This is a genomic window from Allofrancisella heilbronnii (assembly GCF_000710735.2).
In the GTDB taxonomy this organism is placed as follows: Bacteria; Pseudomonadota; Gammaproteobacteria; order Francisellales; family Francisellaceae; genus Francisella; species Francisella frigidaquae.
In genome coordinates, this window is record NZ_CP144673.1 from 1,397,093 (window position 1) to 1,409,470 (window position 12,378).

A 12,378-nucleotide genomic window follows, 5' to 3' on the forward strand; every position below is an offset into this window, starting at 1 on the left:
GAGTTTAGTGCTATGGATTGCAGATAATAGCTAGCTATTATCAAAATTTAAAGTACTAAAATCATCAATAAAGACAAAAATAGAAAACTGTATTTTCAAGTATTTTATGTATACTATGTGTATTAGTTAATTTTAGAATATATATCTTATAATAAATATTATGCAAAACTATAATGCTAAATCTATAGAAGTGCTGACTGGTCTTGACCCCGTTAAAAAAAGACCAGGTATGTACACAAATACAGAAAACCCAAACCACCTTGTTCAAGAAATCGTGGATAATAGTATCGATGAGGTGCTTGCCGGTTTTGCGGATAATATCCAAGTGACTATCTATAGTGATAACAGTATCGAAGTTATTGACAATGGTCGTGGCATGCCTGTAGATATACATCCTGAACATAAAATATCAGGGGTTGAACTTATTATGACAAAACTTCATTCCGGTGGTAAATTTAATAATAAAAACTATACTCATTCGGGTGGCTTGCACGGTGTGGGTGTATCGGTAGTAAACGCTCTATCAAATCGCCTAGAAGCAGAAGTAAAAAGAGATGGTAAAATTTATAGCATCTTCTTTGAAGATGGTTTTAAGACAAAAGATCTAGAAGTTATAGGTTCTGTTGGTAAAAAAAATACTGGTACAAAAGTCAGATTTTGGCCTAATAAAAAGTATTTCGATGACACTAAGGTTGATTTAAAAGCACTAAAAAACCTACTTGAAGCCAAAGCTATACTTTGTAAAGGTCTTACTATTAAATACTCTAACGAGCAAAAAAAAGAAAATCATACTTGGCATTTCAATACAGGTTTAAAAGGTTACTTAGATCATAAGCTTGGTACGGATACCTTACCTTTAGAACCATTTTTTATAGATAATTTTTCAAATAGTGAGTCTTACATAGATGCTGTTTTTTGCTGGTGTGACTCTCCCATAGAATATATAAAAAATAGTTACGTAAACCTAATTCCAACTCCACAAGATGGTACTCACGTTGCAGGATTAAAAAATGGAATATATGATGCTATTAGAACTTATGTAGAAAAGAACTCTTTGGGTCTAAAAAATGTAAAAATAACTGCTAATGATTCTTTTGCTCAACTAAACTATGTAATATCTGTAAAAATTCCAAATCCTCAATTCTCTGGACAAACAAAAGAAAAACTGTCAAATAAAGATGTAACCTCTTTTGTAGCAACTACAGTGAGGGACATACTTACAATTTGGCTTAATCAACACCCCAATGAAGCTCGCGAGATAATCGAAAATATTAACAAAATAGCCCAAAAAAGAATTAATGCTGATAAAAAAACGACTCGTAAGCGCATTATGAATACTTCTATTCGTTTACCAGGCAAACTTACTGATTGTATTAGCTCAGATATAAACTCCACAGAACTTTTTATAGTTGAAGGAGATTCAGCAGGTGGATCAGCAAAACAAGCTCGTGATAAAAATTTTCAAGCTGTAATGCCTCTTAAAGGGAAAATCCTAAATAGCTGGGAGCTAGATGCTGATTCAATTATGAACTCTCAAGAAGTCCATAATATAGCTACAGCTATTGGTGTTGATCCTGATAGTGATGATATTTCTGGGCTAAGATACAATAAAGTCTGTATCCTTGCTGATGCTGATTCTGATGGTTTACATATTGCTACTTTATTATGTGCTATGTTTCTAAAACATTTTAGAAAGCTCATAGAAAATGGTCATATATACATTGCTCAACCGCCTCTATTTAGGATAGATATTGGTAAAAATACTTTTTATGCCTTAGATGAGCTTGAAAGAGACTCCATACTTTCTCAACATGCTAAAACTAACAATAAAGTAAATATAATGCGTTTTAAAGGTCTAGGAGAGATGAACCCTACTCAGTTAAGGGAATCAACAATGGATATATCTTCAAGAAGACTAATACAACTTACAATTTCAGATACACACAAAGATAGTGAGACCCTAGACATGCTTTTAGCAAAAAAAAGAGCCAAAGACCGCCGTGACTGGCTAGAAAGTTATGGTGATAAAGCTATTATTGAATAAAAGGAAAAAAATATGAAAACTTTATGGAAACTTTTAAACGAAAAACTAACTATCATCATAATAACTTTACTAGGTATTTTATGTATAGTCAATTCAACCATCAGTAAATATCAAAAAGCCCAAGTCATTCAGGGGCTGATTAATACTGTTGAGTGGCAGTTTGGCTCTTTTGACAGTACCATAGGTTACATTGAAACATATACGCAAAAAACAAAAGACTGTAAAAATAATGATCAAAAAACTTGCGATGATGCAGAAATAAATAATTACAAACAGTTTGCAATGTCTGATTTTAACTATTCTGTTAGAAGCTTAGAAAATACTATAGTTAAATATAAGCAACTATATGAACTACTAGGAAAGAAACAGGAATTCCATTTTCTTACAAATCAATATGATAAAAATAAAGCTGTTACAACAAAAATATCTGACTACAAAGATTTGGTAAAGAATCTAGATCTCATAAAAGAAATTAGTAAACAAAACTCTGACACAATTGCTAACCTTTATCAAAATGCTATGGAATATTATTATTCTAACTTGTAAAACTGTTAGGATTTAAAATAGTACATTTAAAAAACTACTTTGCTCCAATCAAAACATCTACCAGGATCGGTTTTTCGTTGTGGCGCTATCTCTTGGTGTCCTACTATATCCTTCAAAGTTGGATAGCTTTCTTTCAAATCTTTCAATAAAAGATTTAAAGAGATGTATTGTGCTGTTGTGTATGCTGACTTATCCGTACCTTGTAGCTCTATACCTATAGAAAAATCATTACAATTTTCTCTACCATTATAACTACTAACTCCTGCATGCCAAGCTCTATCATCTACAGCAACAAACTGAAAAATTTCACCATCTCGCTTGATATAAAAATGCGCAGAAACTTTTATATCTCTAAGACTTTCAAAACTAACATCTACACTACAGTCTAAAATATTTGTAAATAGTTTCTCAACGTTGGAATTATTGTACTGACCTTCTGGCAAACTTATACAATGCACAACTACCAAATCAACTTCAACGTTAGTTGGACGTTGGTTAAAATTTTCACTTAAAATTTGTGTTGCTTTTGAATACCAACCTTGTTCAAACATCTTAGGCTTTATTTATAACATATGGTAATATTACAACTCTATCAGTTAACCGAATGATTTTAAATAAACAGCATGAAATATTTAGATTTAAAACTTATAAAACTTACTGGATTATACGGAATTCTTACTTTAGTATTAGCTACCTTAAGTTATAATTTTCTTGATATAAAAATCGTTAATCTAATACACACCAAAGATTTTTTTGGAGCAGGAATCAGTAGTGTTGCAACTATGTTTTCAAAAATATTCTCTACAAAGATATGGACAGTTATAGCTATTTCAGCAACGATACTTTGTATCTTTAAATACATAAAATCAAAAGAACCTTCTATTAAAATTTATACCCTCTCTCTTTCATTAATACTAGCTAGCATTGTAGCCAGCATTGTAAAGATTATACTAGCAAGATACAGACCAGAAATGCTTATTTTAGATAATAACTATGGCTTTCACTTTTTTTCTTTAAAAAAAATGCTCAACTCAATGCCATCAGGACACACAACATTATCATTTGCTGGACTTTTAGCGTTTGCCAATTTTTTTAATAAGAAATATATTACTGCTGTAGCTATATTGCTAGCTTGTCTTGTAGCTATTAGTAGAGTGATAATATTAGATCATTATATATCTGATGTTCTTATAGCTGCATATATAGGTGTATTTTCATACTTATGGGCAAAAACTTTTGTAGAAGCTCAGGCAACAAAAAATTAGTTTCTTTATTTTATATAATTTTTAAAGTATGTTAAAGCTTTACGATAAGTCTCTTGCTTAAAGTAAACAACATGATTTATAGGGTACCAGTAGCTAACCCAGCGCCAATTATCAAATTCTGGTGATTTATTAGCTTCTAAATCTATATTACCTTCCGAAGATTTGAGTCTTAGCAAAAACCATTTTTGTTTTTGCCCTATACAAATAGGCTCCTTATTTCTGATTAAAGCTTCTGGTATGTCATATTTGTACCAATCCCTAGTCGAGGCTAGAACCTCGACATCATGAGGACGTAACCCCACCTCTTCATGCAATTCACGATACATAGCTTGTAGTGGCGTTTCTCCTGAGACTACTCCACCTTGAGGAAACTGCCAAGATGTTCGGTTACGACGTTGCCCCCAAAATACTCTGTTTTGCTTATTGAGCAATACAACAGCAACGTTTGCTCGATATCCATTTTTATCTATCATTATATAAAAAAATTTCTTTTACCTAACCTATATTCTAAACTAAAATTATAAAGATTAATATTTTTCTACAGTATTAAGTAAATATTAAATAAAAACTGGAAAAATATTTGTTTTAAATTTAGATGAAACTTTTATTTTAACCCTAACTCTTTTAGCCTTTCGTTCAAAAAATCGCCTGCTTGAGGGTACTTTTGTGATAAGTAAACATCTGATTTAGGATGTATGAAACAAGGTGTAGAAATCCTATCAACGTTTTCAGCTTCACCCTCTGGTTTTACTACTCTATGTTTAGTCGCAATATACTCTCCATTTGTCATTTCTTGGAGCATATCACCTATATTTACTATTATAGACTCACTATCACATGGTACATCGTACCATTGGTTATTAGTTGGTGACAAAACTTGTAAACCGGGTGAAGATGCTATTGGCAATAATGTTATAAGGTTTATATCTTCATGAGCTGCAGCCCTTATAGCACCTGGATCTTCATTCCCCTGTATTGCTGGATAATGTAATATTCTCAACAAAGTACCAGATTCAGAAATAGTATCTCGAAGCCTCATAGGTAACTTATCAGCTACTTTAGGATCCATATAGTCATCGATCCACTGTAATAAAGTCTTACCAAGCTCTAGCATCTGATAAAACATTTTTTTAGCAGCGTCACTTACCTCACTAGGGTATCTCCCCCATGGAAAATACAAATGGTAAAAGTGTTTTATATCTTTAACCTTTTCACCCTTAGCTATTTCTGATACATCTTTTGGAAAATAACCATCCTGCTTCTCAACGTCAAATTTATATATTTGAGCTTTATCAGACTTTAAAAAATCTTCCCACTCCTTATAAACTGTTTGAATTAAACTCCAATCTATAGGATGAGTTTTTAATACAGCGAAACCAGTTTCTTTCAGAGACCTAGTAAAATCCTTAGCAGCACCATCAGCGTAATAGTCAACACTCAAAATATTCACTTAAAGCTCCATTTTGTCTTTAAAATTATACAGCCAATTAAAGTAGCATCAGCAAGCCTTTAGGTTTTTGGCAAAAACTTGCTTAATAGAGTAAGTCTAGTACAATTCTAACAAGTTATCATTATAAAATTATTAAAATGTTTTTTTACAAGATCACCCATACTAACCTCTAGGATGGTGTTTCTGGTAAATTTGTTTAAGCCTATTCTGTGAAATATGCGTATATATTGTTGTAGTAGAAACATTACTATGCCCTAGTAATAACTGTACAGATCTTAAGTCAGCTCCATGATTAAGCAAATGAGTAGCAAAAGCATGTCTTAAGGTATGAGGAGATATATCTGTATCTATCCCCGCTGTTAAAGCGTAATGTTTTATACGATGCCAAAATGATTGGCGAGTAATCCGCCTAAAATGCTTACTTACAAAAACTGCCTTTTCTTTGAACGTTTTTATTAGATTTGGTCTTACTTCATTAAAATATTTTTGTAAATACTCTAGAGCATATTCGCCTATTGGAACTATACGTTCCTTTGAGCCTTTACCTAAAACTTGTATAACTCCCATGTTTAAGTCTAAATCATTAATATTTAAACCCACCAACTCACTTACACGCAATCCTGTAGCATACATTAACTCTAACATTGCTTTATCACGTATACCAACATCTTCACATAAATCAGGTTCTTGTAGAAGTTTTTCAACATCTAACTCTGTCATATCTTTAGGTAAATTTTTTGCTAGCTTTGGTAACTCGAGCTTAGATGTTGGATTAAGCGTAATCTGACCTATTGAAAAAAGCCAATTATAAAACTTACGTAAAGTAGAAATCATCCTGGCGTTAGAACGAGCACTATAGCCTTTTTTTGACCTATAAGATATAAAAGCATATACCTGCTCAAAGCTAAGGTTTGTAATGTCCAATTTTGAAAAATAATTCTGTAAGAATTTAAGATCTGTACGATAAGAAGAGATAGTATTTTGACTTAAACCATGCTCAAGCCATAAGTTATCTAAAAAAGCATCTATATTAGCAGACACTTTTATCAGCCCTGAATATAAATAATTATACTTTTTCCTTAATTCTAGCAGCTTTACCAGTGAGGTTTCTCATGTAGTATAGTTTAGCTCTACGTACATCAGCTTTCTTCTCAACTACTATGCTATCTATAAGAGGAGAATGCGTTTGGAACGTTCTCTCAACACCCATACCTGAAGACATTTTTCTTACTGTAAAAGCTGAATGAAGACCTCTGTTTCTCTTTTTTAAAACAAAACCTTTAAATGCTTGAATTCTTTGCTTATCACCTTCTTTAATCCATAGATTAACTGTTACTGAATCTCCAGGATTGATCTCAGGAAGGTCCGTTCTTATTTGCGATTTTTCTACTAGCTCAACAAATTTATTTTTCATCTTTTACCCCTTGTGTGCTTACCTTATCTTTTTGGTACTGTTCTAATACATGTTTATCTTTATCAGATAGGCATAGGCACTGTATTAAATCTTTACGACGCTCATAAGTTCTAATCAACTTTTGCTTACGTCTCCATCTTGCTATTTCTAAATGATTACCAGATAACAATATATCCGGGACAGCTTCACCATTAGGTAAAACTGCTGGCTTTGTATAATGTGGGTAATCCAATAAACCATCATAAAATGAATCTTCTACAACAGAATCTTTATTGCCCAACACATTAGGCAGTAGCCTAATTAAACTATCCATAATCAACATAGCTGGAATTTCACCACCACTTAACACAAAATCACCAACAGAGATTTCCTCGTCAACATGTTCTTGGATTAAGCGTTCATCAACTCCCTCATATCTACCACAAAGTAATATTAAAGAATCATTATTTAAAAGCTCTAGAGCCTTACTATGATCAAAAATACTACCCTGCGGCGACAAGTATACTACTTTTGTATCATAACCTAAAGTTTTTTTTGCTCTCAAAATAGCATCTGCTAATGGTTGGTATTTCATAACCATACCAGCTCCGCCACCAAAACTAGTATCATCTACGGTTGCATGCTTGTCGGTAGTGTAGTCACGAGGGTTAAAATATTTTATTTCTGCTTTTTCTGTTTTAAATGCTCTAGAAGTTATACCAAAATCACTTAATGCCTTAAACATTTCTGGAAAGATTGAAACTATTCCAAATTTCATAATTAAAAATCGTATTCCCAATCAACGACTATTTTCTTTAGATTAATTTCTTCTTTAACAATATATTGCTTAACATAAGGAATTAAATACTCATGCTCCCCATCATGGCAAACTAAAACCTCATTTGCTCCTGTTTCAATAATATCTATAACCTTACCAAAGGATTCTCCATGATGATTACTAACTTTACAACCAATTAAGTCTTTGAAATAAGCTTCATCCTCTAGCAACACTGGTAATGCTTCTACAGGTACACCTATTAATGCGTTAATGTATTTTTTTGCAACACTTGCATCATTCACGTTAGCTAATTTCAGGTAAATCTTATCAGCTCGGCGGTATACACTTTCGCCCTTTAGCAATTGCCAGGAGTCAGCTCCTGCAAGCCGTATATACCAATCACCATAACCTAATAAAACTTCTATTGGATTTGCCAAAGTATATAAGTTAAGTTCGCCGTCAAGCTTGTAAGTAGAACCCACTTTAGCTATTTCAACGAAATCTTCTGACATAAAATATAGATCTTATGAAAAAATTAAGCCGATTTCTTAGCTTCTTTAATTAAAGAAGCTACTCTTTCTGAAGGTTGAGCTCCTTTTGAAATCCATTCATCAGCTTTTGCAACATCTAGCTTTAATCTTTCTTCACCACCTTTAGCGATTGGATTGAAAAAGCCAAGTTTTTCGATAAATTTGCCGTCTCTAGGGCTTTTTTTATCTGCAACTACTATTTTATAGAAAGGACGCTTTTTAGCTCCACCACGAGCCATACGAATTACTACCATTTATTATTTCTCCAGTTTTTAAATTTTTAAAACTATAAACTACCAAAGCTCTGATTTATGCTATCATTTACCTTTGGTACAAATTTTATACAAATTTTAATAGCACTACTTTAAAGTTTCTTAACTAAAAAGTCAATAGTTGACATAATATAAACATTAGATATAATACAACTTGTCGCTGTATTTAACAAACAACTTGCTTGCGACATAAAACAATAAGCTAAAGCGTTTCTATTAAATAAATTATTCCCAAATTATTTTCTAGAAGCCTTTTAGCACAATCTAAAAGGAACAAAAAATGTCAAAAAACTACCTTTTTACATCTGAATCAGTCTCAGAAGGACACCCAGATAAACTAGCTGACCAAATATCTGATGCCATACTAGATGAAATATTAAAACAAGATAAAAATGCTCGTGTTGCATGTGAAACTCTTGTAAAAACTGGAATGGCTTTAGTAGCTGGTGAGATTACAACCTCAGCGTGGGTTGATATTGAGGAACTAGTAAGAAACGTAATTACAGAAACAGGTTACGATAATGCTAATAAAGGCATCGATGGTAGAACTTGTTCAGTTATAAACGCTATTGGAAAACAATCAAGTGATATAGCGCAGGGTGTTGATCGCGGCTCACCAGAAGATTTAGGAGCAGGTGACCAAGGTTTAATGTTTGGATTTGCGACTAATGAGACCCCCACCTTGATGCCTTCTGCAATTTATTACTCACATCTATTAATGAAAAAACAAGCTAAGCTTAGAAAGACAAATAAACTAAGTTGGTTACGACCAGATGCCAAAGCTCAAGTTACTTTAGCATATGAAAATGATAAACCAAAGTTTATTGATACTATTGTACTTTCGACTCAACATGATGAGACAATTTCTCAGAAAGACTTACATGATGCGGTAATAGAAGAAATCATAAAAGATGTAATTCCTAAAAACTTAATAACAAAAAACACAAAATACTATATAAATCCTACTGGAGTGTTTTTGATAGGTGGACCACAAGGAGATTGTGGCTTAACAGGTAGAAAAATCATAGTCGATACTTACGGTGGCGCTGCACACCATGGTGGAGGAGCTTTTTCTGGTAAAGATCCTTCCAAGGTTGACCGTTCTGGTGCATATATGGGAAGATATATCGCCAAAAATATCGTAGCTGCCGGCTTAGCTGATAAATGCGAGGTACAAGTTGCTTATGCAATAGGTGTAGCAAGCCCCGTATCACTTATGGTAAATACATTTGGTACAGGTAGAATAGCTGATTCAAAAATAGAGCAACTTATTGTCAAAACTTTTGATTTAAGAGTTGGTAAAATTATTGAAAATCTAGATTTATTAAGGCCAATTTATAGAAAAACTTCTAACTATGGTCACTTTGGTAGAGAATTACCAGAATTCAGCTGGGAAAAAATCGATAAAGCAGAAGCTCTTAGAACTGCCACTAAACTCTAATATACTCTATCGATTTAATAACAATTTATAAAAATAAGTTAACTGAGAAAAATCTAAAGTCTAGTGCTTAAATTATTAGAAGGTGTAAAACTTTATGATGAGCCGAACTACACTAATGTACTAGCTTTGTATTTCTTTTTAGCCTCAACAAACTCAATTTTAAGATCTTTATATCTTGATTTTATAGCTTGAATGTCAGCTTTAGACAAGACGTTATCTCTTTTAGCTTTAAGATACTCTTGTTTTGCACCATACATACTTTTAACATTAGCAACAAATTTAGTATATTTTTCTTCTATACCAAGTTGTGAAGCGTTATTTTTCCTTTTTAAAGTTTCTTCTAACTTAACTTTTGCTTTTGCTATTTCAACCAAATGTTTAGGAGTTTTCTTAAGGTCATAACACCAACCTATCTTAGCTAAACCCGCAATAAACCATTTTGAAGGGTCAAAGTCAAAAAATCTAATACCATTCCTATAATCACCAGCAAAAGCATGATGATAGTTGTGATAACCCTCTCCACCAGTAACTATAGCCGTTATAAAACTATCTCTAGCTGTATTTTTTGTTGAGTATGGTCTTCTACCGATAGTATGAGCCAAAGAGTTAATACAAAAAGTTGCATGATGAACTAACACAACTCTAAGAAACCCGCCCATAAGCACACTTGCTAAAATTCTACCCGTAAACACCCCGTATAGCACAGGTAGACCAAAACAAGCTAATATAGCAAGTATTGTATAATGCTTATGTTGGAACACTAAAGCCTTATCTTTCATTAAATCATTAACGCCTTTTATTTCCTGGACGTCATGCGTGTTATATCTCAGCAACCATCCAAAATGGCTATACCAAAAGCCCCTAGTAGCTGCATACGGATCTTTCACTGGATCATCAACGTCTTTATGATGCTTTCTATGATCTGACGCCCACTGTAGTACACTGTTTTGTAACGCTGCTGTACCAAATATCAGTAAAAAATAACTAACAAACTTATTAGCTTTATATGTTTTATGTGACCACAATCTATGGTAACCCATAGTTATACTAACGCCTGTCAAACAGTAGAAAACTATAAGACAAACATAATCAGATGTCTGAAAACCATATGTAAAGCCATACCATGGTACCGCTATTATGGTAAATAAAGGAATTATTAGTAGTCCAAAGACACTTTTCCAAACTATGCTTCCTTCTTTTTCGAAAGTTTGATCTATTGTATTATTCATTCAAAACCTTAATTTTCTTTGATAAATTCACGAAAAAATTTAAACTTTAATCTTTTCAATATAGATAATACCACATAAGATAACTTTATAACAGAGCTTTAATATATATCAAATTACTGCTCGTGCTTTTACATTAATTTCGAGGTTATCATCCTTAAAACCTTGATTATACCTATACGCCCCTGCAAGAGCTATCATTGCACCATTATCTGTACAGTACTTCATTGGTGGAAAAAATATCTGATAATTTTTCTTTTGGCTTAGATTATTTAATTTATTACGTAAAAACTTATTTGCACTTACACCACCAGACACTACCAACCTTTTGTTTTTTGTTGCAGCTAGTGCCTTATCACATTTAGCTACTAAAACTTCTATAGCTGCCTCTTGAAAAGCATAGCAAAGGTTAGCTTTATTTTCTTGGGTTTGCTCTAACTCATTATACCACGTGTTTAAAACAGCTGTTTTTAAACCACTAAAACTAAAATCCAAATTAGTTTTATTTTTCATTGGTCTTGGTAAAGTATACCTATTCTTATCAGAAGCTTTTTCAGCAAGATTAGCAACTTCAACCCCTCCGGGGTAGGACATTCCTAACAACTTTGCTGTTTTATCAAAAGCCTCACCAACAGCATCATCTATAGACTCCCCTAATAACTGGTAATCACCAAATTTCCTAACCTCGAAAAGTTGAGTATGCCCTCCTGAGACTAGCAAAGCTATAAAAGGGTATTCTATACTGCTGTTATCATCTAATAATGGTGAAAGTAAATGTCCTTCCAAATGATGCACTGCGACAGTGTCAATATCATGCATAAACCCTAAAGTTTTAGCAAACGTTGCACCAACCATAAGAGCTCCAACTAAACCAGGCATAGCTGTGTAAGCAATACAATCCATATCTGCGAAGCTAATTTTTGCCTTGTTCATAATTTCTTTAGTTAATACATTAAGCTTTGCAATATGTTCACGTGATGCTAGCTCTGGTACAACTCCGCCATAATCTTTGTGTAAGCTTATTTGGCTATACAAAGCATCTGCTATTAATTTCTTTTTAGAAAAATCATATAAAGCTATACCAGTTTCATCACACGAGCTTTCTATACCCAGGATCAGCATTATTTTTTAGCGCCACCAGAAGTTTTTGTTATTTGGATAAACTTAGTAATAAAAGAACCTAACAATAAACCTAATACAAAAGCTATTGACATAAGTACTATCAATGGTAACGTAGTAATCCCGAATATGTAGTCAAAACTAACTCTGTCAGTATTTAATATAGATAAAATAACTATAAGTATGATCGCTATGCCAAAAAATATCTGCCAAAAAAGCTTCGCTAACATCGAAATATTAACCGTTAATAAATGTGTAAGTTATGTAGATAGTATAATTTAAAAAGTTAGAATAATAAAATTTTATTTGGGGTA

15 protein-coding genes are annotated in these 12,378 nt (G+C 32.7%); 4 read left to right on the forward strand and 11 right to left on the reverse strand.

All coding sequences use genetic code 11. The features are described 5' to 3' along the window. Window positions 1-160: 160 nt before the first annotated feature. Both parE and FRA_RS06545 read left to right on the forward strand, forming a co-directional pair. The gene (gene parE / locus FRA_RS06540; protein ID WP_035720103.1) at window positions 161-2,044 is read left to right on the forward strand and encodes a DNA topoisomerase IV subunit B; all 1,884 of its coding nucleotides are present in this window, start codon (window positions 161-163) and stop codon (window positions 2,042-2,044) included. 12 nt (window positions 2,045-2,056) lie between these two features. Next, a complete protein-coding gene (locus FRA_RS06545; protein WP_035720105.1) occupies window positions 2,057-2,590 on the forward strand; it encodes a hypothetical protein in 534 nt (177 codons plus the stop codon). A 26-nt stretch (window positions 2,591-2,616) separates the two neighbouring features. On the opposite strand, the gene ampD is transcribed toward FRA_RS06545, so the two are convergent. Next, entirely contained in the window at window positions 2,617-3,141 is a 525-nt protein-coding gene (ampD, locus tag FRA_RS06550; RefSeq protein ID WP_035720107.1) for a 1,6-anhydro-N-acetylmuramyl-L-alanine amidase AmpD, read from the reverse strand. A 72-nt stretch (window positions 3,142-3,213) separates the two neighbouring features. Between ampD and FRA_RS06555 the strand changes: the two genes are divergently transcribed. Then, a complete protein-coding gene (locus tag FRA_RS06555; protein ID WP_035720109.1) occupies window positions 3,214-3,855 on the forward strand; it encodes a phosphatase PAP2 family protein in 642 nt (213 codons plus the stop codon). 5 nt (window positions 3,856-3,860) lie between these two features. Here FRA_RS06555 and FRA_RS06560 read toward each other — a convergent pair whose 3' ends face one another. The 7 genes from FRA_RS06560 to rpsP all read right to left on the reverse strand — a co-directional run bounded on the left by FRA_RS06560 (window position 3,861) and on the right by rpsP (window position 8,260). Continuing rightward, a complete protein-coding gene (locus tag FRA_RS06560; RefSeq protein ID WP_035720112.1) occupies window positions 3,861-4,328 on the reverse strand; it encodes an RNA pyrophosphohydrolase in 468 nt (155 codons plus the stop codon). A 131-nt stretch (window positions 4,329-4,459) separates the two neighbouring features. Beyond that, window positions 4,460-5,305, reverse strand: coding sequence for a 2OG-Fe(II) oxygenase family protein (locus FRA_RS06565; protein ID WP_035720114.1), 846 nt, complete (start codon window positions 5,303-5,305; stop codon window positions 4,460-4,462). A 162-nt stretch (window positions 5,306-5,467) separates the two neighbouring features. Next, window positions 5,468-6,346 carry a site-specific tyrosine recombinase XerD gene (gene xerD / locus FRA_RS06570; RefSeq protein ID WP_035720115.1) on the reverse strand — a complete coding sequence of 293 codons (879 nt, stop codon included), beginning with the start codon at window positions 6,344-6,346 and terminating at the stop codon, window positions 5,468-5,470. 25 nt (window positions 6,347-6,371) lie between these two features. Beyond that, window positions 6,372-6,719: a 50S ribosomal protein L19 gene (gene rplS, locus FRA_RS06575; RefSeq protein ID WP_035720117.1), complete on the reverse strand. Its 348-nt coding sequence runs from the start codon at window positions 6,717-6,719 to the stop codon at window positions 6,372-6,374. Further along, complete coding sequence (gene trmD, locus FRA_RS06580) at window positions 6,709-7,476, reverse strand: tRNA (guanosine(37)-N1)-methyltransferase TrmD (RefSeq protein WP_035720119.1); 768 nt, start codon at window positions 7,474-7,476, stop codon at window positions 6,709-6,711. The genes rplS and trmD overlap by 11 nt, the downstream gene beginning before the upstream one ends. 2 nt (window positions 7,477-7,478) lie before the next feature. Continuing rightward, on the reverse strand, window positions 7,479-7,988 hold the full coding sequence (rimM, locus tag FRA_RS06585; RefSeq protein WP_035720121.1) for a ribosome maturation factor RimM: 510 nt from the start codon (window positions 7,986-7,988) through the stop codon (window positions 7,479-7,481). Between the two features lie 23 nt (window positions 7,989-8,011). Beyond that, entirely contained in the window at window positions 8,012-8,260 is a 249-nt protein-coding gene (rpsP, locus tag FRA_RS06590) for a 30S ribosomal protein S16 (protein WP_035720123.1), read from the reverse strand. A gap of 298 nt (window positions 8,261-8,558) precedes the next feature. On the opposite strand from rpsP, the gene metK reads away from it, so the two are divergent. Further along, complete coding sequence (metK, locus tag FRA_RS06595; RefSeq protein ID WP_035720125.1) at window positions 8,559-9,719, forward strand: methionine adenosyltransferase; 1,161 nt, start codon at window positions 8,559-8,561, stop codon at window positions 9,717-9,719. A 107-nt stretch (window positions 9,720-9,826) separates the two neighbouring features. On the opposite strand, the gene FRA_RS06600 is transcribed toward metK, so the two are convergent. From FRA_RS06600 to FRA_RS06610, 3 genes are all read right to left on the reverse strand, one after another. Continuing rightward, entirely contained in the window at window positions 9,827-10,948 is a 1,122-nt protein-coding gene (locus FRA_RS06600) for a fatty acid desaturase (RefSeq protein ID WP_035720127.1), read from the reverse strand. A 108-nt stretch (window positions 10,949-11,056) separates the two neighbouring features. Then, a complete protein-coding gene (gene tsaD, locus FRA_RS06605) occupies window positions 11,057-12,067 on the reverse strand; it encodes a tRNA (adenosine(37)-N6)-threonylcarbamoyltransferase complex transferase subunit TsaD (protein ID WP_035720128.1) in 1,011 nt (336 codons plus the stop codon). Continuing rightward, complete coding sequence (locus tag FRA_RS06610; RefSeq protein ID WP_035720129.1) at window positions 12,067-12,294, reverse strand: lipopolysaccharide assembly protein LapA domain-containing protein; 228 nt, start codon at window positions 12,292-12,294, stop codon at window positions 12,067-12,069. Before FRA_RS06610 ends, tsaD begins: the two co-directional genes overlap by 1 nt. Window positions 12,295-12,378: the final 84 nt, after the last annotated feature.